Genomic DNA, 22,413 nt, shown 5'->3' with positions numbered 1-22,413 from the left:
AATCGTTTTCCGCTCTACATTTGTTAAAACAAAAAATAATTATTATTTGATTTCATAACTACTAAAAATTTATACACATGAAAAATTTAAAAATTACAGCGCTTCTTGCGGTTTTGGCATTCTCTCCGTTTTATGCAAACGTATTCCCGGTAACTCCGGCTTCAATTGTTAAAAAAGTAGCAGAAGCTGCAAAATGGAAATCAGAAACTATCGATGTAGGAAAAATTCCACAAGGGAAACCAAAAATCATCAGATTTGAATTCACCAATACATCGTCACAACCAATTATGATTGATAAAGTTGCGCCTTCATGCGGATGTACAACTGCTGATTATACACAAACTAAAATTTTACCAGGAAAAACAGGATTTGTAGAAGCAAGTTACAATGCTGCAGCTGAAGGTCCGTTTTCAAAGTCAATTACAGTGACGATGAGTGACAACCAAAACCCAAAAGTACTTTCTTTTAAAGGTACTGTTGTGAAGTAATTAATTTAATCTTGTTCAATATAAAAACAGTCTGTCAATCATTTGACAGACTGTTTTGTTTTTATTTGGAGCTGTTTCTCGCTTTCCGCACTCGCTATTTTTCTACTTTGGCTCAGCGGCGGCGAAGCCGCCGCTGAGCCAAAGTAGAAAAATGAGCTCAAACAAATGCTGCAATCGAGGCTAAGATTGTTTTTAATATTTGTAAGAAATCTTTGAAATATTTTACGCTAAAAACAAAAACAATTATTTGCAGCATTATTTATACATCTATTTTAGAGGATTGCGTTTTAATATTTGTTATTTTTAAGAAAAAATAAAACGTATGAATCTTTATACACAACCGATGTTGCGTGAAGACGCTCTAAAAGATAAAGTTGCTATTGTTACAGGAGGCGGAAGCGGTCTTGGAAAAGCAATGACCAAATATTTCCTGCAATTAGGCGCAAAAGTGGTAATCACTTCCAGAAATTTAGAAAAACTTCAGGTTACTGCTAAAGAATTGGAAGATGAAACGGGAGGAAAAGTTCTGTGTGTTGCTTGTGACGTAAGAAATTGGGATGAGGTGGAAGCGATGAAAGAAGCCACTTTAAAAGAATTCGGGAAAATTGATATTCTATTAAATAATGCAGCCGGAAATTTCATTTCGCCTACAGAAAGATTGACGCATTCTGCTTTCGATTCTATTTTAGATATTGTTTTAAAAGGAACAAAAAACTGCACACTTTCTATCGGAAAACATTGGATAGATTCAAAAACTCCGGGAACAGTTTTAAATATTGTAACAACTTACGCTTGGACAGGTTCTGCATACGTTGTTCCATCAGCTTGTGCAAAAGCAGGCGTTTTAGCGATGACGAGAAGTTTAGCCGTTGAGTGGGCAAAATATGGAATTCGTTTTAATGCCATTGCACCGGGACCGTTTCCTACAAAAGGAGCTTGGGACAGATTACTTCCTGGAGATTTGCAGGAAAAATTTGATATGAGAAAAAAAGTTCCGCTGAGAAGAGTAGGGGAACATCAGGAATTGGCAAATCTTGCTGCGTATCTGGTTTCAGATTATTCAGCTTATATGAATGGAGAAGTCGTTACAATCGATGGTGGAGAATGGCTTCAAGGTGCGGGTGAATTTAATATGCTCGAAGATATTCCGCAGGAAATGTGGGATGCTTTAGAAGCTATGATCAAGGCAAAAAAATCCAATTAGTTATAAATTATTAGTCTGTGGTTTCGGGTCATTTAATTTTGTTAACAGTTAACCTCGATTAATCAAAAAAACAACACGAATAATGCTTCTCTATGAAACATAAATTTTATTTTTGTTCTTTAATTTAAATTAGAACCCTAATGAATTTCAGATTTTCAACTTTATTACTATTTGTTTTTGCATGGAGCTTTTCTCAGAATTTAAAAGTAATGTCTTTCAACATCAGACTCAATGTAGAATCTGATAAAGAAAATTCATGGACAAACAGGAAACAGGATGCGGTAGATTTATTGAGCTATTATCATCCTGATTATTTCGGAGTTCAGGAAGCACTTCCGGAGCAGATGAAAGATATTAAAAATGGTTTAAAGAACTACGATTATGTAGGTGTAGGTAGAGACGATGGTAAAGAAAAAGGCGAATTTTCTGCTATATTTTATGATACCGAAAAATTACAGGTGGTAAAATCGGGAACGTTCTGGCTTTCAGAAACTCCAGAAAAACCGTCGAAAGGTTGGGATGCTGCTTACAACAGAGTTTGCACGTATGCTATTTTTAAAGATAAAAAATCGAAGAAAGAATTTTTGGCAATGAATCTTCATTTCGATCATGTAGGAAATGTGGCAAGAGTAAAATCTGCAGATTTGATCTTAAAGAAAATTAAAGAAATCAATCCTAAAAATTTACCTTTAACATTAAGCGGTGATTTTAATTTGACAGACGATACAGAGCCAATAAAAATAATTTCTCAAAACCTGAAAGATACTTTCTACAACTCAGAGACTAAATCTTACGGACCGAAAGGAACATTTACGGCATTCAACGTAACTGAAGTTCCTCAGGAAAGAATTGATTATATTTTTGTAAAAGGTTTTAAGATAAAATCTCACAGACATATCAACGACAGAAGAGAAAATCTGCTGTATCCGTCGGATCATTTCCCGGTTTTGACAGAGCTGCAGTTTTAAAATATTAATTCTCAGGAAAATCAATCTCAAATCCAATTCCTCTCAGGGATTGGATTTTTATTTTGTCGTCATACTGAAAATATTTTCGCAGTCGGCTGATAAAAACATCAAGGCTTCTTCCGGTAAAATAATCGTTGGTTTCCCACAAATTATCGAGAATGTCGTCTCGTTTGATCGTTTTATGATTAAATTTTAAAAGATAAAGCAAAAGATCTTTTTCACGAATGGTGAGTCTTATTTTTTCATTAGGATGAGAAAGCAAAAGCTTTTCTGTATCTAAAATATAGCTTCCGATTTTGTACTGAGTAATAGTTTCGGAAGGTAAAGTTCTTTTCAGAATATTTTTAATTCTTAAAATTAGTTCTTCTGGATCACAAGGTTTTGAGATGTAATCATCGGCTCCGATTTTCAGTCCTGTTAGACGATCTATTTTCTGGTTTTTTGCCGTTAAAAATAAAAGCGGGAAATCGGGTTTTGTTTTTAAAATCATTTTTGCCAAAGAAAATCCGTCGAGATTAGGCATCATAATATCTAAAATCCCGATATGAAAATGGAAATCTGATTGTAAAACCGGTAAAATATCTTCAGGATTCTGAAACCAGGTAACTTCAAAATCTTCTAGTTCGAGATATTGTTTAAGGATCATTCCAAAATCTGAATCGTCTTCTGCCAATAAAATCTTAATCTTCATAAGGAATTGAAATTTTAAAAGTTGTTCCTACATTTATTTCACTTGTAATCTCTGTTTTACCGTTATATTTTTCAACAATTTTTTTAACAAAAAATAATCCCAAGCCTAAACCTTTGCTGTTGTGAATATTGTTGGATTGTATTCTGTAAAATTTTTCAAAAATATTTTTCAGCTCGTTTTGTTCTATTCCGTTTCCGTTGTCTGCAACAATAATTTCAAGCTTATCCTGAATGGTTTTTACATCGATTTTAATTTCTGAAGCACCATATTTCACACTGTTTTCACAGAGATTTTTGATCACGGTTTCCATCAATCTTTTGTCGAAAGGAAGTTCTTTTGAAACTGAATTATTAAGTGAAAAATCAGTGTTCTCGTAAGTAAAAGCCAAATCGTGAATAAAATAATCCCAGTTTTTTGGCTGTATTGTGGAGTTTTTTTCGTCAAAATCTTCAGGATGAAGTTGCAGCATCAAATCTTCAAGCCTTAAAACCTGTCGGTCAATTAATGGTAAAATTTCGGGAGTAAATTCTTTTTTTAATGTTTTTGAAGCAATCTTCAACGTTGCAATCGGGGTTTTAAACTCGTGCGAAATATTATCGACCACAGTATGCAGAACCTCAACCTGTTTTTGTTGTCTGATTAAATTTTTGACGGTGAAAATATATAAAATCAAGACACTCAATAAAATAGCAACACAGCATAAAATAAGCACGGTAAGGTCTTGAAAAACGACAGTATTGATGTTTAAAATTTCAAAATCTGTTTGACTTCTTACAAAAAAAGAATCATCTCTTTCAAGTTGATTGGTTTTATCAGATTTTGAAGTAGAAGAGGTTTCCCATTTTCCGGTATTGGAAATTCCGGCTTTTGTAATCTTGTTCCGCGTCTCGTACAAAGTGACAGGTTGATCGATCAGATTTAAATTTTTCGGAACATAAACAATTGATAAATACTGAGTTCTTACGGCAACTTTGTAGCCTTCTTTTTCAAAATACTGGTCTATATAATCGCTTAATTTATCTTGCGTGCGCTTTCTGTTTTGATCGAAATAATGTAAAAATTCTTTTTTTGTGATTTTTTGGTCTTTGAATTCGGCAAAGACTTTTCGTATGCGATCATCACCCAAATTACTTGTTCCTCCAAGATTTTCCAAGTTATCGATATAATCATCAAGTCTGCTATGTACATCACTGTAGATTTCCCGCTTTTTTACCTGAGCAGTTTTGTACATAAAATATACCTGAATGCCCAATAATAGCAGAAATAAAGCTGCAAAAAGAGATATAAGATATTTGCTTTTAGAAATCATTGAAGCAAATATATACATTTAGTGAATGTGTTTTTACCATTAACCTCGCATTAACCTTCCATTAACCGAAATTCTCGGTGACAATATTCAATTTTGTGACAGTAAAATATCAAACTCATTTGAATTAACTTAAAACTAACTGAAATGTATAAATATCTTCTCTTTCTTGTTTTTCCGGTTTTTATGTTTTCGCAGTCGCAGAAAATTTCCGGTACTGTTTTTAATGCTGATAAAGAAAAACTTGATTCTGTGAAAGTGGAATTGTATAATCATGAGAACACTTTAATTAAATCTTTCTTTACTGATTCTGAAGGTCGATTTTTGTTTGATAATCTTTCATCAACATCTTTTAAGCTGAAAATTAATAATGAAAAATACCATTCATTTGAAAAAAATATCGAGGCTGAAAATGAGAACGAAGCTTTAAATATTATTTTGAAAAACAATCAGAAAGATATTGAAGCAGTAACAATAACGAAGAAAAAACCATTGGTGAAAAGAAAGGTAGACCGTTTGGAATTTAATGTAGAAAACAGCAATATTTCTTCACTCAACGCTTGGGAAATTCTTAAAAAAACACCTCAGGTTACCATTAATAATGATGTTTTGGCAGTGAAAGGCGGAACATCGGTTTTAATAACCATAAATGATAAAAAAGTAATGATGACCGGTGAAGAGCTCAAAAATTTTCTTGAAAACACACAAGGCGATGACGTTAAATCTGTAGAAGTTATTACCAATCCGCCTGCAAAATATGAAGCGCAGGGTGGAGCTGTTCTGAACATTGTAATGAAGAAAAATAAAATTGAGGGCTATCGTGGAATTCTTTCTTCAAAATATATTCAAACTCAATACGCAAAAGGGGTTGCCGGTCTTTCGCAATATTACAAAAAAGATAAACTTTCGGTAATGGGAAGCTATTTTCGAGGAGGAGGAACGTATTATCGTGAAGGAACAGATTATGTAAATTATCCTGAAGACGGCACAACCTGGATCAGTACGATGAACCGGAAAGATCAGAACAAAAGCCAAAATACAGTAAACTTTAATGTAGAATATGAAATCGACAGTCTTACAGCAGCAAGTCTGAATTACTCAGGATTTTTTGCCCCCAAATCTTTTGGAACTTATTTCGTCCCGACTTTGATTTATAACACTCAGAATGTAGCAGAATCTAATTATACAACGATTAACGATCATCATTCCAGAACAATTAATAATTCATTAAGTTTTCAAATCGACAGAAAACTGAATAAAAAAAGCAGCATTTCGTGGATCAATTATTTTACAGCAAATAATTCAAATGCTTATCAAAATGTTTTGACCTACTTGAATTTTAAAGATCAGCAACCGAGAGAAACCAATTTTATGACCAACAATAAAAACAATGTTCAGTTATATTCTACACAATTTGATTATCAATGGAAAAATGAAAAACTGGAAATAGAATCTGGTGCGAAATACAGTTTTGTAAAAACGAACAGTTTGCTTGATTTTTCGGATAACGAAAATGGGCAATTTCAGTACAGACCAGAAAAAAGCAGTCTTTTTGATTATAAAGAGCACAACTTTGGAATTTATACATCAATGGCTTATAATCTCGGAAAATGGAATTTCAAAGGCGGACTTCGTGCAGAAATGACCGACTTGGAAGGTGTGGTTTCTGAACCTTATGAAGTGAATGAAAATAATTACTGGAGCTTGTTCCCAACATTTTATGCGCAATATACTACGGAAAATAAACATGAATTTGGTTTCTCTTACGGGAAAAGAATCAGCAGACCGTATTATTCATGGCTGAATCCTGCGAAATCGTATTACAATTTATTCTCATATTATCAGGGTGATCCCAAGTTGAAAGCAACGATTATTCATAATTTAAATCTTACCTATTCATTCAAAAACTGGAATTTAGATTTTTATTACCGAAAAGAAATTTTCCCATCAATGGAAATCTCATATCAACAGCATGAAAACAATAATCTGATTTATTATTTTACCAATATTGAGAAAGGGGAGGCTTTCGGTATGAGTCTTTACAAAAGCTTTGAAATTAAACCTTGGTGGAGTTTGATTGTTTCTGAAAACCTGGAGCACAACGAAAATTATTTTAAAGGAATAGATGGAGCTTTAAATAAAAATCAAGTCTGGAACTTGGTTTCAAATATCTCAACAAGCTTTACTTTAGACAAAAATTCAGACTGGAAAATGGAAGTTGGTCACAAATATTATTCGCCGTCAATTCAAGGGACATTCAAAATTTCCAGTCAATGGTCGGCTTATTTTGTAATGAACAGGAAGTTTTTCAATAAAAAATTAGAAGCGGCATTTATTTTTAATGATATTTTCAGATCGACACAGCAAAAAATAAGCACCAAATATGGTAATCAGGATAATTACTTTTTAGATTATCAGGATACCCAAGGTTTCACTTTTTCTCTAAAATATAATTTTGGAAATCAGTCGGTGAAAAACTCCAAAACGATCAAAAAAGCTGATGAACAGGAAAGATTGTAATGAATTTCTAAAAGCAATTGAAGTGTAAAAATTAAAATCCTTTTTCATTTTGAAAAAGGATTTTAAAATAATATTTTTTGTACTAATAAACTCTTAATCCTGATCTTGATCCTGATGAAGAAACTACAGATTGCATTCTTGTTTTTTGTCCGCTAGAGAACATAAACATAGCTGAATCATCCACATAGTCCATATAATTCATAAACATTACAGACCTTGATACTCCACTACAAGTATTATACAAAGGATACGAAGGTTTTCCTATATTAGCTGTAGTTTGTGTAGGAGTATCAGTTACATAGTCAGTTCCACAGTTTGCATCCCCCCAAATATGTCTTAGGTTTAAGTAGTGACCCACTTCATGGGTTGCTGTTCTGCCTAAATTAAATGGAGAAGAAGCTCCTGTTTTTCCGAAATAAGGTGCGGCGATTACTACACCGTCATTCCATAAACCTGCTGATTCCGGAAATGTTGCGTACCCAAGAGTGTCTCCATTGGGACTCGGCATACTGCTTACCACCCAAATATTTAAGTAATTAGTAGGGTTTGTTGCATTAATACCTCCTGTAGAGGTTTTTTTCATAGCATCATTGCTGCTCCAGCTTGATTTAGTGGTAGATTTTCTGACCGTATTTATGAGCTTAAATCTTACTTTTACATCGCCGGCTTTTACAGACTGGAATGCGGAAGGTATTTTGCTAACGTCGCTATTGGTGCCGCCAAAATCAGCATTTAATACTGCGATCTGTTCTGCTATTCTTGCATCAGAAACATTTTGTGAAGTGGTTTTGTATAAAACATTTACAATTACCGGAATTTCAACGGTGCCATCTGCGAGAACTTTTCCTAATTTAATTTCATTGAGGAATTTTTCAGTATGAGCTTCTAAAGTTTCATACTTCATTTTTAGTTCTGGATTTTTTTGCAATGCCTCCTTGCGGATTTCTTCAGAAGGACAGCTTCTTTTTGCAGCGGTATTGACTAAGTTTTCTGAATCACTTACTGATTCTTGCGTAATGTTGTCGTTGTTACAAGCCGACAGAGAACCTAATATAAAGGCTCCAAATAATAATTTTTTCATAAATTCTGATTTTTTTGGTGATTTTCAGAATGTGAATTTATATTATTATATAATGCAATTTGCGAAATAAATGTTAAAATCTGCTAAAATTAACGTTTTTTAATATGCATTGTATAGTATTTTTAATATTATGTTAAGTTTTTATTTGAATTGTTGATTGAAGTTTTATTTTTTTAAGGTATTTTTTTCCGCTTAGTTCTAAGTTTAATGAATGTCTATTAGGAAAAATTATAGAAAAATTAAAATATTTTTATATTATTATTTTTTTCGAAGATTTGAAAACCAATCTGTTTTTTTTAATATAATTAAAATGAAGAGATATAAAACAAACAGGTTTGCATCTTTAAATTTTAATAAAAAATAAAAGCGGTGAAATATTCACCGCTGTAGTTTATTGAATTTTGTTTTTTAAGATTAAACAATCTCAAGAGAAGGTCTGCATTCTGGTTGTCCACAGCTAAAACTTATTTCTGAACATTCTGATGTGGCACATGGACCACCACTTGTAGAGCCATCATAATAAGTAATCATACGACATGAACAATCTAGTTTTCCGCCCATAATCGTTTTTAATGCTTTTCTTTTTAATTTTTTCATAGTAATTTAGTTTTGTTAGTAAATGTTTGGTAATCATAAAGATATAAAATATTTTAAAATTGGTAAATAATACTCAAAAAAATAAAAAATGACTTGAGAAAATGACAATTGCTTTCAGAAGACCTGAAAGACAAGTGATTTCATCGAAGTAATCTAAAGTGTAATTTAGAAACTCTGTCTTTGAAAAATTTAAAAAGCAGATAAAAAGGAAAGATTGTAGATCTCCTTGATTAATCTGTTCATCTGAAAATTTTTAACAGAAAAAAGTGTTGTACTGCAGGGAAATTTCTGTAATTAATGATAGATTTGCAGCGATTATTTAATTCGTTAATAATAAATAATAAAATTATCAAATGAAAAAACAGACCATTGCATTATTTTGTATAGCAATATTTAGTATTTCGTGCGCTCAGAAAAATGATAAACAAGGCGATAGCAAATATACAGATGACCAAAAAGCGTCATATTATATAGGTTTAAATATTGCGCAAAACATGAAACAAGAAGGTTTCAAAGTAGATGCAGATCTTTTGGCTCAGGCTATTAAAGAAGAAATGAATGGAACGAAGAAACTAATGCCTGCTGAAGAAATGAATGCTTTCATGCAGGATTTTATGCAGAAACAAAATGAAAAAAAGCAATCTGCAGCATTAGTACAGGCGGGTGAAAATAAGAAAAAAGGTCAGGATTTTCTTGCAAAAAATAAAACCAACCCAAAAGTAAAAACCACTGCTTCAGGTTTGCAATATGAGGTATTGCAGGAAGGTGACGGCAAAACAAAACCAACGGCTACAAACGTTGTGCAGGTAAAATATACCGGTAAACTTTTGGATGGAACTGTTTTCGACTCTACCGATAAAAATGGAGGTAATCCAATGGATATTAACCTAGGTAGCGTAATCAAAGGCTGGACAGAAGGTATTCAACTGATGAGCAAAGGAGCTAAATACAGATTTTATATTCCTTCAGATCTTGCTTATGGAGATCATGGAGCAGGAGCTGCAATTCCGGCAGGTTCTACAATCATTTTTGATGTAGAATTGATAGGTGTAAAATAATTATAATTTAATTTTCCCAATAAAAAAAGAAGCTGAAAAGCTTCTTTTTTTATTGGGAAAATTATGAGTAGATCATTAGCTACGATTCTGCAAAACCATTTTTGATAGCAAAAACGGCTAAACCGACTCTTGTTTTAAGATCAAATTTTTCACAGAGCTGATCTCGGTAGCTCTCTACAGTTCTTGGGCTGCAGCACATTTTTTCTGCAATTTCTTTATAGCTGAGTTCGGTAACAGTGTAAGTAAGAAATTCTTTTTCTCGTTCTGAGATTTTCTTTTTTTTCTCATTATTTTTTTCGTCACTCATATTCGAAAAAATAATTTTTGATGCCCAATCCGGATAAAAAAAACCGTCGCTATTTAGCTTTGTAAGTGCAATTTCCAGATCTTTCGGATGAGTATTTTTAAGAAGATAACCTTTGGCTCCGTTTCTTATCATTTTGATAACACTATTGTCATCGCCCTGCATACTGAGTGCCATTACTTTGATATTTGGATGATTTTCTTTAAGCCATGCAGCAGTTTCAAAACCATTCATAAGCGGCATACTGATGTCCAAAAGAATGATATCCGGAATTTTCTGTCCACTTTCAAACTTATCAATCATGTCTTTTCCGTTTTCGGCCACATCAATTACTTCAAAATCTTCGAAGTTATCTATAATTCCTTCAAGCGCTTTAGCGATCAATAGATGATCGTCAACAATTACGATGGTTTTTTTCATGGTCGTTTTTTTAGTTTTATTTCAATTACAGTACCAACGTTTTCATTGCTTTCAAGATTAAACTCGGCTCCGATGATTGCTGTTCTGTTTTTCATATTGGTAAGCCCGATTCCGTTGGAGAGAATTTTGTCGATGTCAAAACCAATTCCGTCATCATTAATTTTTAATTCCCAAAGATTTTCTTCGGTTGTATTGAGTTTAATGAAAATATTTTTACACTTTGAATGTTTAATACTGTTCTGAATAAACTCCTGTGTAATTCTCAATAAAACATTTTTATAAACAAAATCGAGATCGAGATGTTCAAAATTATGCTCAAAATGAATTTTGCATTTCTTTAATACACTTGCATTATCTACTTCTTCCTGAATTAAAGTTACAATGTCTTTCTGATTAATGTTATCATCAGTTAATGTTTTTGAAAGACTTCTCAAATCCTGCAGAGACTGGTTGATAATTTGCGAAACCTGATCTATCCTTTCGCTTTCTTCTAAAACTTTATTTTCATAAAGCAACTGTTGTATGTAAAGGCTTGCTAATGTGAGTTTTTGCCCGATATTGTCATGCAATTCACGACCGATTTGCTGCATCGTTGCCTGCTGAATTTCGAGCTGGGTTGCTAAAAGCTCTTTTTGATGAATTTCATTTTTAAGCTGAATTTCATTAAGATATTCTATTTTTCTCTGCTTGTACTTTCGAATGTAAATCATCACAGCAACCAGAAATAAGACGAAAAAAATATTAAATAAAATAATAGTTAAGTATAATTCTGTTTTCCCCATATGAATGAACTTGCAAATAATAGATACATCACAATTCCGGACAAAAGGAAATAGCTATAATAGAGACTCCAGATATCCATATGTTCCAAAAGCTGGAAATAAAATGCCCAAAACGGGAGCGTACCTATATAGAACAAAGTTACGCCAAGATTAATGTAAAACATCCTGTTTTTCGTAAAATTAAGAATGTTATCAGAGTTAACCTGCTTATAATATTCCATAATAACCAAAAACATCATCAGCAGACTTCCAAATGTATAGTTGAAAGAAAAAATATGCTTGTTTTTTACAAAATAAAGCTCATTTGGGATGAATGCTAAAAGAAATAATATAGAAAATACAAAAAACAGTTTTCTATTTTTAAGTGACTGATAGGCATAAAGCCAATAAAAAAATATAAATTCTATTGGGATGACGAAGTAATTAAAAAATAAGTTTTTCGGATAAGAAATATAGTTTTCGGCAAATTTCCCGAATATTTCGCAACAGAAAATAAAAATCAGGAATATGGAAAAATATCGATAGTGACTTCCTTTCATTTTTTTAAAGAAAATAATTGATGCAAGTGCTGCAAGACCTTCTGCGAAGATCATACAGCTCTGTAAAAAAAGTTGGAAGTCACTCATAATAATTGATTAATAAGACTCTACTATCGATGTACTTGGAGGAACCAGAGTTCCGTGATTTTGAGCTAAAGCCAATTCTCCGGTTACTGCAAGTGCTTTTCCTTCTTCGAAAGGATTAAAATCATAATTTAGACTTTCTTTCTTTTTCGTAGGAATCATTACTAAAGTATGTTTTTTGGCATAATTAGAAGGAATGGGCTGTTGTGGCACTTGAGGATACGCTGCATAATAAAAACGAATTCCCAAATCGTCATTTTCTACATTTGGATCGATTGTTAGGGCCTGAGTTTCTATTTCAGCAATAAAACTTTTTAACGTTGGTAAATCAAACCAAACAGAGTGTGCATCATCCATCGCCATATTTTGATTAATGCAATCCAATTGATTGTTTCGGTAATTGTCTACCAAATTTTGAATAAGATCTACTGGAAGTGTATTTGGGTTGTTCAAGTTGGTGTTGTTCATTTTCTTAGGTTTTATGGTTATATTTTGTACAAATTTGCAAAAAAAACTCCTTAAAGTCTTCCGTTTTTTCACTGTAAATCCTGTCTTTGCAATTTATTTTTCCATTAAAAAAAGTAAGTACCACAGAATGAGATCTGTGGTACTTACTAAAAATAATATATATGAAAAAAACTACTTATTTTTCAGCTGGTCTGAAAACCAAACCTGTTTCTTCGAAATAATCAAGCGTGATTCTGTCACCGTCATTCACCGTTCCTGCAAGAATCTCTCGTGATAATTTGTTTAAAACTTCCTGCTGAATCACTCTCTTCAAAGGTCTTGCTCCAAAAACAGGATCATAACCTTTGTTAGTCAAATAATTCAAAGCATCTTGCGTTGCAGTCATAATAATATTTCTTTTTGCAAGCATATCATTAAATCCTCTCAACTGATACTGAACGATTTTTCCGATTTCTTTTTTTCTTAAAGGTTGGAACAATACGGTCTCATCAATTCTGTTTAAGAATTCCGGACGAAGCGTTTGTTTCAATAAATCAAAAACTTCAATTTTCGTTTTAGCTACAATTTCGTCTTGGTTTTCTTCCGTGATATTTTCAAAATTCTCCTGAATAATATGCGAACCGAGATTCGAAGTCATAATAATAATCGAATTTTTGAAATTAACGACTCTACCTTTATTATCGGTCAAACGACCGTCATCCAAAACTTGAAGTAAAGTATTGAAAACATCCGGATGGGCTTTTTCAATTTCATCTAAAAGTACGACTGAATAAGGTCTTCTTCGCACAGCTTCTGTCAACTGACCGCCTTCATCGTAACCAACATACCCAGGAGGCGCTCCAACCAATCTCGAAACTGAATGACGCTCTTGATATTCACTCATATCGATTCTCGTCATATTGTTTTCGTCATCGAATAAAAATTCAGCCAAAGCTTTTGCCAGCTCAGTTTTACCAACACCGGTTGTTCCTAAAAACAAGAAACTTCCGATTGGTTTTTTCTCGTCGCTCAGTCCAGCTCTGTTTCTTCTTATCGCATCTGCAACCGCTTCAATAGCTTCTTCCTGACCAACCACTCTGTGATGAAGTTCGGTTTCAAGATGCAATAATTTTTCTCTTTCAGATTGAAGCAATTTGGTAACAGGAATCCCTGTCCATTTTCCAATCACTTCTGAGATATTATCAGCCGTAACTTCTTCTTTAATTAATTCATTCTGATGGTTTTGCATCTCCAGTTCAAGTTTCTGCAAAGCATCTTCTTTCTCCTTAATTTTTCCATACTGAATTTCAGCAACTTTTGCGTAATCTCCAGCTCTTGAAGCTCTTTCTGCTTCCAGTTTCAGAGATTCAATATCTTTTTTAATCTGTGTTAAATCCTCAGATTTTTGTTTTTCTTTCAGCCATTTAGCATTAATTTCGTTTCTCTGTTCAGAAATTTTCGAGATGTCTTCTTTTAAATGGTCAATTTTCGTCTGATTGCCTTCTCTTGAAATGGCAGCCAATTCAATTTCCATCTGCATTAATTTTCTGTCGAGAACATCCAATTCTTCAGGTTTTGAATTGATTTCCATTCTCAACTTTGCTGAAGCTTCATCAATCAAGTCAATCGCTTTATCCGGTAAAAATCTGTCCGAAATATATCGTTGAGACATTTCCACCGCCGCAATAATTGCCTCATCTTTGATTCTTACTTTGTGGTGAGCTTCGTATTTATCTTTAATTCCACGAAGAATGGAAATTGCAGATTCTGTATCAGGTTCTTCCACCATCACTTTCTGGAAACGTCTTTCTAATGCTTTATCTTTTTCAAAATACTTTTGATATTCATTTAAAGTGGTTGCACCGATCGCTCTTAATTCTCCTCTTGCCAAAGCAGGTTTTAAAATGTTGGCAGCATCCATTGCGCCTTCACCACCTCCGGCTCCAACCAAAGTATGGATCTCGTCGATGAAAAGAATGATTTGTCCGTCAGATTTTATTACTTCATTTACAACGGATTTTAATCTTTCTTCAAATTCTCCTTTATATTTTGCACCGGCAATCAATGCTCCCATATCCAATGAATACAATGTTTTATCCATCAGGTTTTCAGGAATATCTCCGCTGATAATTCTATGTGCAATTCCTTCCGCAATGGCGGTTTTACCAACTCCGGGTTCACCAATCAGAATAGGGTTGTTTTTTGTTCTTCTCGAAAGAATCTGCAAAACTCTTCTGATTTCTTCATCACGCCCGATTACAGGATCTAATTTTCCTTCTGCTGCTAATTCGTTGAAGTTTTTTGCATATTTTTTTAAGGATTGATACGTCTCTTCTGAGCTTGCAGATGTGGCAGTACTTCCTTTTCTTAATTCTTTAATTCCGCCTTCCAAAAGACTTTTGGTCACGCCCATATCTTTCAGTATTTTCGAAACTTCTGAACTGGTTTCTAAAAGAGAAAGCCATAAATGTTCAATCGTTACGAATTCATCACCCATCTTTTTAGCGATATTGGGCGCATCCAACAAAACTTTATTTGCGGATTGAGAAAGATAAATATTCCCTCCTTGTACTTTCGGAAGTTTTTCTAAATTTTCGCGGTTGCGCTCTCTTACCAAATTGGCATCTGCTTCAGATTTTTTTAATAAGAAAGGCGATATATTCTCATCCACCTGAAAAATTCCTTCCAATAAATGTTGAGGTTCTATGCTTTGATTGCCAAATTCCATGGCTACTTGTTGTGCAGCTTGGATGGCTTCTTGTGATTTTACGGTATATTGATTTAAGTTCATATTTTATGTATTTTTTGGTTTTTATTATTTTGCTTGTATTTACAGATTTTAGACATCAAATTTCAAACCATAAAGACTTGAATAAATATTATTTTTTTAAATCTAATCTAAAGTCTGATGTCCTTCAATCTGATTCAATCATTTAATTCGAGAAGTATATCTCAAAAACTGTTCAATTATTAAATTTTTAAAAATAAAGGACAAAATTTCCGAAATATTCATTTTTGAATCTATTTTGAGAAGACAAAATTTCCGATTTCAAAGAATAAACTGAAAGTTAGGGAAATATGATTCAACAAAAAGTGGAAAATAGAGTGTTTTAAAATTTAGCAAGATTGTATTAAATGATTACATGAAAATCAGAATATTAAAATCAGAATAATTACTTTTGCACTCAACCTATGGAGTTAAAAGAAAAACAGATCAAAATACTCGAAGTCGCAGTAGAACTTTTCAAAGAGAAAGGGTATATGGGCAGCTCGGTAAGGGATCTTGCCACGAAACTAAATATAAAAGCGGCATCATTATATGCACACATCCGTTCTAAAGAAGAAATTCTTGAGTGGATTTGCTTTGGAGTTGCACATGAGTTTTTTGCAGAACTTCAGGAAGTAAAAAATACAAATGTTTCTCCGCAGGAAAAGCTTAATCTTTTTTTAGATAAACATTTATCGGTTGTTCTTAAAAACCGTGATGTTACGCACATTTATTCTAATGAATGGAAACATTTGGAAGAAAGATTGCCTGAATTTATTGAATTAAGAAAAAATTATCAGCAGGAAGTAGAGCAACTCATTTCTGAAATTTATCAGGCTGAAAACTGGGAACTGAAATCTTCTGCTTTTACAACAAGATTTATTCTTCATACCCTAAATAATTCTTATTTCTGGTTTAAAAGAAATATAGAATCAACTTCTGAAATTACCAATGAGATAAGAGATAAATTGCTTTTTGGTCTCTTGGGAAATCAAAAATAATTTAAAAACTTAAAATCGTCAATCTTATCATTCATCAATGTTTTTGATATTTCGTTCCCTTACTTTTGTTCTATCTTAAAAAAAACAAAAATATGGAATTAGGAATAGGAATGTTTGGTGACTTGGCTTTTGATCAGACTACCGGAAAATATAGAAATGCAGGAATTAAAATCAGAGAAATTCTTGAGCAGGTAAAATTAATGGACGAGGTAGGAATCGATGTTTTCGCATTGGGTGAACATCACCGTGCAGATTATGCCGTTTCTTCACCTGAAATCGTTTTGGCTGCCGCTGCAAGTATTACAAAAAATATAAAATTAGCAAGTGGAGTAACGGTTTTGAGCTCATCTGAACCAGTAAAAGTCTACGAAGATTTTGCCACATTAGATTTAATTTCTGATGGAAGAGCAGAGATTTTTGTCGGACGAGGAAGTTTCATTGAATCTTTTCCACTTTATGGATATTCTCTAAATGATTATGAAGAACTTTTTGATGAGAAATTAGAACTTTTATTAAAAATAAATTCAGAAGAAAACGTTTCATGGTCTGGTAAACTTCGTGCTCCGATGCAGAATCAAACCGTTTATCCAAGAGCAAAAAATAACGGGAAACTTCCAATTTGGAGAGCAGTTGGCGGAACTCCACAATCGGTTTTAAGTGCCGCACAATTAGGAATGCCTTTAGTGGTGGCAATTATTGGCGGAATGCCGATTCAGTTTAAAAATTTAATCGAATTCTATAAGCAGGAATATCGTAAAGCAGGACATGATGAAGCTAAAATGCAGATTGCCATTCATTCACACACTTTTGTAAGTGATGAAAAAGAAGTTGTAGACGGATATTTTCATAATTATAAATCTCAGATGGATCGCATTGGAGCTTCCAGAGGTTGGTCCCCTTATACAAAAATGCAGTATGAAGGCGGAAGGAATAAGGATGGTGCTTTATTCATCGGAAATGCCAATGAAGTTGCCGATAAAATCAATTACATGAAAGAGATTTTCGGGATTACAAGATTTATCGGTCATATGGATGTAGGAGATCCTGCGAATGATGTAATGATGAAATCTATTGAGTTGTTTGGAGAAAAAGTGGCTCCACAATTAAAATAAATTTAAAGCTCTGTTGAATATTTCAACGGAGCTTTTTATGATTTATACTGTATCAAACTTGGCTTTATATTCATTCAGAAGATTGGCTAAATTTTTCGCAGACATTCCGTACGTATCTGGAAAAGCTCCGGTTTTTCCTTTCATTTTAGAGTTTTCAAGAAGTTTTTCATCGATGGTAAAAGTGACCAATCTATTAACGAAAATAAATTTAGTTTTAAAACCACTCACAGCCTGCCAAGGAATGAAGGTTGTTTTGAAAAGATTTTTCATTTCAATTCCTGTTTCATCAATTTTAAGGTAAGATGAATTGGGAATCATATTGATTACAAAAATAATAAGACAGATCCCGAAGAAGAAAATATTTAAAACTGCAATCAGCATATTTTTTTCTAAAAGTGAAATTCCTAAAACTATAAAAGCAGTACTGATGAGAATAAGAATTATATTTTTTATTTTTCCGGGTTTTAAAATAAGTGGTAAATTTTGCATGGTAATTAAAATTCAAAAGTAAATAAAAAGACTAAATATTAAACAATCTCAATCAAACTTCCCCGTTCTTCATCTTTTGTAATATTCAGAGAAACCGGAATTTTTTCTTTCAGTTCTTCAACGTGCGAAATAATTCCCACAATTCTGTTCTCTTTCTGAAGATTCATCAACGTTTCAAATACGATATTCACAGATTCCAGATCCTGAGTTCCGAAGCCTTCATCGATGAAAAAGAAATTTTTCTCAGATTGCGCATTCGTTTGTACACTTTCTGCCAAAGCCAAAGCCAGACTCAGCGAAACCTGAAAAGCCTGCCCTCCGGAAAGCGTTTTCACACTTCGACTGCGTCCTTCATTCAGATAATCGATAATTTCAAAATCATTGCTTTCGTTCAACTGTAAACTCAACTGATTTCTTGTCATCCGATGAAAACGTACATTCGCATGATCACACAATTGACGAAGATAAATTGACGAAACATATTGTACAAAACCGGCTCCCTTAAAGAGATTGGTCATAATCTTCAGATTTTCTGCACGCTTTTGAAGTTGAGATAAATTCGTTAGCAAATCTTCTTTTTTCTTGAATTCTTTTTCAAGTCTTTCAATTTCAGTGGCGATTTTTACCACAGAATCATTGACTATTTTTAAATCATTTTCAAAAGCTTTGAATTGATTTTCGGTTTCTGCAAACTGTTCTTCATCAAAAGAAAAATCTTTGAGTTTGGCTTCCAGATTGAGAATGTTGTTTTTTACAATTTCAAATTGAATTCTGAATTGCTGAATCTGATTTCTTGTTTCCTGAACATTAATTTCCTGTGCAAGAATTTGCAGGGTTTCTTCTAAAGTGCTGAATTTCTGTTCTGATAAAGAATTTTCAATCAGGGTTTTATTATCAGAAATTTCTTTTTCCAATTCTGAAATTCGTTTTTCTAATTGGTTAACAATTGTTTTTTGCTCAGCTAATTTTGGTGAAATTTCTTCTTTTTCCTTATTTAGTTTTTGATAATTTTCTTCAGTTTCACGATTCGATTGCGATAATTTATTGTAAATTTCTTCGGTTTCAAGGATTGGTTTTTTCTCGTAATCAAGCCAGCTTAAAACTTTTAAATTAGTTTCATTGGTCTTGATTTGCTCTTCTTTTTTCGCCTCATCAAGCCTGAATTTTTCTAAAGCTTTATTGTAATTATCTAGATTTTCTCGCTCTTTTTCAAGATTTTTTTGTTCCAGACCGATTTGCTGATTCAGTTCATCGATCTGCTTTTCAATAGCGAAAGATTGTTGTCTTTTTTCTTCAAAATCATTTTGATTTTCAGGATTAAATTCTGTCCAGCTAAAGTTTTTTAAATGTTCTTCAATTTGAGTTTGAATTTGCTTTAAATTTTCTTCTTCTGATTTCTGTTGTTCCTCAAAAATCTTTTTTCGATCAAGAATTTTTTCAATTTCTAAAGATTGTTTTTGAATCTGATCTTTTTGAATTTCAAGTTGATCAATCTTTTTCTGAATTTCATTTAATTCAGAATTCACATCATCAAATTCTACAATATTCGGATGTTCCAAAGCGCCACAAAGCGGACAAGATTCTCCGTCGTGCAGTTCGTTGGCAAAGTGAGCCAGTTTTTGCTGCACTTCTAGATGATTTCGCTTTTCAGAAAGTGTTTTTTTCTGATTTTCTAAAGTTTCAATTTGAGTTTTAAAATCATTTCTAAAAGTCTCAGGATTGATTTCAAAAGGTTTTAAGCCTTCTGATATTTTTCCAATTTCAATTTTTATTGAATCAATTTTTCCAGTCTGATTTTGTAAATTTTCATTTAATCTTTTCTTTTCTGTAAACCAGTTTCCGACATTTAAAAGTAAAGTGGAATCTAATTTTTTAGGTTTTAAAAGTTCTGCATTTTTAGAAAGGTCTTCAATTTTTTGATGGACTAATTTCTGATGGGTTTCAACCTCTTTTACTTTTTCAGAACCTTTTTTTGTTCTTTCTTTTAAGGTTTCAATTTCTCCCGAAAATTTCTGCATTTGTAGAATCAAGCTCAGATCATTTTCCTGAGTTTTAGATTGATTTAATGCTTCATACTTTGGTTGAATTGCAGAAAGTTTATTTTTTACATCTTCAAACCGAATTTCAGTTTCCTGTACAATTTTAAATTGAACTTCTTTATTTTTCTGTTGTTCTGAAATTTCTTTCTGAAACTTATTTTTTTCAGAAATTAATGGCGTGAAAATTCTGAAAACTTTGTCGAATACTTCAGTTTTTGTTTCTAAAATATCGATTTCTGTTTTCTGTTGATTCAGTTTTTCAAACTCAGATTTTTTCTGATTTAAAATTTCAAAATCCTCTTTTAGACTTTTTAGTTTAATATATTTTTCTTCAATTTTTTTAAACTGAATTTTTGCATCTTCAAATTTTTGTTGCTCAATTTTTAAATTGTCTTTCTGAATCAAAATTTGCTCTTCGTTAACTTCTTCAAAACCCTTCAATTGCCCTTCTAACTGATCCAGTTCTGATCTGTTTTTTGAGTTTAAAACCGAAACATTATTCTGCAGATCAAAACGCTGAAGGCTGAAAATTTCCTTCATCATATTCGTTCTGTCCGTCGCGCCCAATTCTAAAAATTCTTTAAACTGACCTTGAGGAATAATAATGGTTCGCTTAAAATTGGCATAACTCAAACCAATGAGTTTTTCAGCATTGGAATGTTCCAAAGGAATCCAGTTTTCATTTTTCCATTCATAGAAAGTAACGCTCGGAGTCTTTACATCTTCAAAATTTTTAGAATTACGTTTAAACTCTCTTGTAGCACGGAATTTTTTGTTTTCAAAATTGATGAAATCAAACTCAATGTAAGATTTATTCGATTTCAAATTCATCATATTGTAAGCACGTTTGTCTCTTGAATTGAGACGCTCCGTTTCGCCGTACAACGCAAAAGAAATGGCTTCCAAAATAGAAGATTTCCCGGAACCGACAGAACCGAAAATTCCGAAAAGACCTGCTTCCGTAAGATTTTCAAAATTGATTTTCTGACGTTCCTGATAAGAATAAAGACCTTCTAAAGTCAGTTGAATTGGAATCATAATGTTATGTTTGATTTCAAAAATTAATATTGCATTGTTGTCATTTTGAGCGCAACGAAGTGGAGTCGAAAAATCTTAAATATTTGTATTTTAAAAGATTCTTCATTTCATAATGCTTCGCAAAATTTCATTCAGAATGACAAAAAGAACTTTTAAGTAAAATTTAAAAAGACCCTTAAAAACCTTATAACCTGAAACTTCTTAATGGTTTAATAAAATATATTATTTATCAGAACTAACAATTTCGTTAAACAAATTAATGAGTTCTTCATTGGCTTCCTGACCGCCGTTTTTAGATTTAAAATAATTGTTGAACAAAGTCTGAATATCCTGACTTAGGTTGATTTCACTTAATTGATTTTCATTAAAACCCTGATTTTTAACTTTCGGAATGAGATGTACAATTCCGCTGTGCGATTGATAGATGAGTTTTCTCTCTTCGGCTTTTAAAAAAGTTTCACTTTCTAAGGTCAATTCAACTAAAGTATTTGGGTTTTCTTTCAGCCATTCAATTGTATTTTCAATGGAGTCAAACGTTTTTCTGACGAGTTTTTTACCGCTTTGTAAAGCGATCTTCTCAAATGAAACATTTTTATTGGGTTCAGCTTCAATAATGGAAACATATTTCGTTTGTCCGGCTTCGCTAAAGCTGTAACACAAAGGCGAAGATGAATAGACAACAGGCTTTTCATCAGTTCCTATATTTTGAAAACCATGCAAATGTCCTAAAGCTGTATATTGAATCTGCTGCGGAATAATATCTGAAAAAACAAGATCTGCATTTCCAATTTTAATTGGTTTTTCACCTTCCGGTTCTTCCAAAATCGGAGCGCCTTTTTTGTTCATATACAAATGTGTTATCAAAAGATTAATACCGTTTTGATCGCAAAATTCATCAGCCGTTTTTTTCCAGTTTTCGGCTAAAACTCTATTGAGTTCCTCTTCTTTATTCTCTCCAAAATATTCTTTTAAACGAACCTCATTTGCATAAGGAGTGTGCAAAATTCTGACTGGGAAATTTTGATTTTTAAATTCCAATTCAATAAAACCTTCTGTTGATTTTGAAATTTTGAAATATTCAAGTTCAAAAGGATTGATTGTCGCTTTTGGATGTCCGATTAAAATAATACCGCATTCGCGCGCTAAAGGATCGGGTGCATCAATCAAACTTGGCGAATCATGATTCCCGGAAATCGCAATAACAGGACGCTTTCCATTTAATGATAAACTCTTCAAAGTTTTATAAAAAAGTTCCGTCGCCTCAACACTCGGATTAAAGTTGTCGAATAAATCTCCGGCAATCAAAACCAGATCAACATTTTCACGATCTGCGATGTCAACAATTTCGTTCATCACTAAAACCTGTTCTTCTAATCTAGAAAAACGGTCGAGACGTTTACCCAAATGCCAATCGGCGGTGTGGAGGATTTTCATAATGTAAATGTAAGAAACTAAAAAGGCAAAGTAAAATTTCTAAA

The 22,413-nt window shown here is 32.7% G+C and carries 19 protein-coding genes; 7 read left to right on the top strand and 12 right to left on the bottom strand.

Annotated features, from left to right (window positions below; all coding sequences use genetic code 11):
* The first annotated feature begins 77 nt into the window (after positions 1 to 77).
* The 3 genes from FDY99_RS07560 to FDY99_RS07550 all read left to right on the top strand — a co-directional run bounded on the left by FDY99_RS07560 (position 78) and on the right by FDY99_RS07550 (position 2,660).
* Entirely contained in the window at positions 78 to 488 is a 411-nt protein-coding gene (locus FDY99_RS07560; RefSeq protein ID WP_074231058.1) for a DUF1573 domain-containing protein, read from the top strand.
* Between the two features lie 322 nt (positions 489 to 810).
* Entirely contained in the window at positions 811 to 1,692 is an 882-nt protein-coding gene (locus tag FDY99_RS07555; RefSeq protein WP_066678484.1) for an SDR family oxidoreductase, read from the top strand.
* Between the two features lie 140 nt (positions 1,693 to 1,832).
* Positions 1,833 to 2,660: an endonuclease/exonuclease/phosphatase family protein gene (locus FDY99_RS07550; RefSeq protein ID WP_139420433.1), complete on the top strand. Its 828-nt coding sequence runs from the start codon at positions 1,833 to 1,835 to the stop codon at positions 2,658 to 2,660.
* A gap of 4 nt (positions 2,661 to 2,664) precedes the next feature.
* Here the strand turns inward: FDY99_RS07550 and FDY99_RS07545 are convergent, their stop codons facing one another.
* A complete protein-coding gene (locus FDY99_RS07545) occupies positions 2,665 to 3,351 on the bottom strand; it encodes a response regulator transcription factor (protein ID WP_139420432.1) in 687 nt (228 codons plus the stop codon).
* A complete protein-coding gene (locus tag FDY99_RS07540) occupies positions 3,341 to 4,678 on the bottom strand; it encodes a sensor histidine kinase (RefSeq protein ID WP_139420430.1) in 1,338 nt (445 codons plus the stop codon). Before FDY99_RS07540 ends, FDY99_RS07545 begins: the two co-directional genes overlap by 11 nt.
* A 126-nt stretch (positions 4,679 to 4,804) precedes the next feature.
* Here FDY99_RS07540 and FDY99_RS07535 point away from each other — a divergent pair, with 126 nt between their 5' ends.
* Positions 4,805 to 7,177: an outer membrane beta-barrel family protein gene (locus tag FDY99_RS07535; RefSeq protein WP_139420428.1), complete on the top strand. Its 2,373-nt coding sequence runs from the start codon at positions 4,805 to 4,807 to the stop codon at positions 7,175 to 7,177.
* A gap of 82 nt (positions 7,178 to 7,259) precedes the next feature.
* On the opposite strand, the gene FDY99_RS07530 is transcribed toward FDY99_RS07535, so the two are convergent.
* On the bottom strand, positions 7,260 to 8,258 hold the full coding sequence (locus FDY99_RS07530) for a zinc metalloprotease (RefSeq protein WP_139420426.1): 999 nt from the start codon (positions 8,256 to 8,258) through the stop codon (positions 7,260 to 7,262).
* A gap of 414 nt (positions 8,259 to 8,672) precedes the next feature.
* Positions 8,673 to 8,855, bottom strand: coding sequence for a hypothetical protein (locus FDY99_RS07525; protein WP_102979249.1), 183 nt, complete (start codon positions 8,853 to 8,855; stop codon positions 8,673 to 8,675).
* A gap of 353 nt (positions 8,856 to 9,208) precedes the next feature.
* On the opposite strand from FDY99_RS07525, the gene FDY99_RS07520 reads away from it, so the two are divergent.
* Positions 9,209 to 9,913, top strand: coding sequence for an FKBP-type peptidyl-prolyl cis-trans isomerase (locus FDY99_RS07520; protein WP_139420424.1), 705 nt, complete (start codon positions 9,209 to 9,211; stop codon positions 9,911 to 9,913).
* A gap of 79 nt (positions 9,914 to 9,992) precedes the next feature.
* Here FDY99_RS07520 and FDY99_RS07515 read toward each other — a convergent pair whose 3' ends face one another.
* The 5 genes from FDY99_RS07515 to clpB form a co-directional block, all read right to left on the bottom strand.
* Complete coding sequence (locus tag FDY99_RS07515) at positions 9,993 to 10,637, bottom strand: response regulator transcription factor (RefSeq protein ID WP_074231066.1); 645 nt, start codon at positions 10,635 to 10,637, stop codon at positions 9,993 to 9,995.
* Positions 10,634 to 11,419, bottom strand: a complete 786-nt coding sequence (locus FDY99_RS07510) for a sensor histidine kinase (protein ID WP_139420422.1) — start codon at positions 11,417 to 11,419, stop codon at positions 10,634 to 10,636. Before FDY99_RS07510 ends, FDY99_RS07515 begins: the two co-directional genes overlap by 4 nt.
* Complete coding sequence (locus FDY99_RS07505) at positions 11,395 to 12,045, bottom strand: hypothetical protein (RefSeq protein ID WP_139420421.1); 651 nt, start codon at positions 12,043 to 12,045, stop codon at positions 11,395 to 11,397. The genes FDY99_RS07510 and FDY99_RS07505 overlap by 25 nt, the downstream gene beginning before the upstream one ends.
* Before the next feature lie 9 nt (positions 12,046 to 12,054).
* Positions 12,055 to 12,510 carry a hypothetical protein gene (locus FDY99_RS07500; RefSeq protein ID WP_139420419.1) on the bottom strand — a complete coding sequence of 152 codons (456 nt, stop codon included), beginning with the start codon at positions 12,508 to 12,510 and terminating at the stop codon, positions 12,055 to 12,057.
* Positions 12,511 to 12,685: 175 nt separating this feature from the next.
* Positions 12,686 to 15,280 (bottom strand): ATP-dependent chaperone ClpB, encoded by a 2,595-nt coding sequence (clpB, locus tag FDY99_RS07495; protein WP_139420417.1) that lies wholly within the window; start codon positions 15,278 to 15,280, stop codon positions 12,686 to 12,688.
* 401 nt (positions 15,281 to 15,681) lie between these two features.
* Here clpB and FDY99_RS07490 point away from each other — a divergent pair, with 401 nt between their 5' ends.
* Positions 15,682 to 16,257: a TetR/AcrR family transcriptional regulator gene (locus FDY99_RS07490; protein ID WP_102979254.1), complete on the top strand. Its 576-nt coding sequence runs from the start codon at positions 15,682 to 15,684 to the stop codon at positions 16,255 to 16,257.
* Positions 16,258 to 16,349: 92 nt separating this feature from the next.
* Positions 16,350 to 17,369, top strand: coding sequence for an LLM class flavin-dependent oxidoreductase (locus FDY99_RS07485; protein ID WP_139420415.1), 1,020 nt, complete (start codon positions 16,350 to 16,352; stop codon positions 17,367 to 17,369).
* A 42-nt stretch (positions 17,370 to 17,411) separates the two neighbouring features.
* On the opposite strand, the gene FDY99_RS07480 is transcribed toward FDY99_RS07485, so the two are convergent.
* From FDY99_RS07480 to sbcD, 3 genes are all read right to left on the bottom strand, one after another.
* Positions 17,412 to 17,858, bottom strand: a complete 447-nt coding sequence (locus tag FDY99_RS07480) for a PH domain-containing protein (protein WP_139420413.1) — start codon at positions 17,856 to 17,858, stop codon at positions 17,412 to 17,414.
* 38 nt (positions 17,859 to 17,896) lie between these two features.
* On the bottom strand, positions 17,897 to 20,935 hold the full coding sequence (locus FDY99_RS07475) for an AAA family ATPase (RefSeq protein WP_139420411.1): 3,039 nt from the start codon (positions 20,933 to 20,935) through the stop codon (positions 17,897 to 17,899).
* A gap of 222 nt (positions 20,936 to 21,157) precedes the next feature.
* Positions 21,158 to 22,369: a metallophosphoesterase family protein gene (sbcD, locus tag FDY99_RS07470; protein WP_139420409.1), complete on the bottom strand. Its 1,212-nt coding sequence runs from the start codon at positions 22,367 to 22,369 to the stop codon at positions 21,158 to 21,160.
* Positions 22,370 to 22,413 lie beyond the last annotated feature (44 nt).

This window comes from Chryseobacterium mulctrae (assembly GCF_006175945.1).
Taxonomy (GTDB): Bacteria; Bacteroidota; Bacteroidia; order Flavobacteriales; family Weeksellaceae; genus Chryseobacterium; species Chryseobacterium mulctrae.
This window is presented reverse-complemented; position numbering and strand designations above follow the sequence as displayed.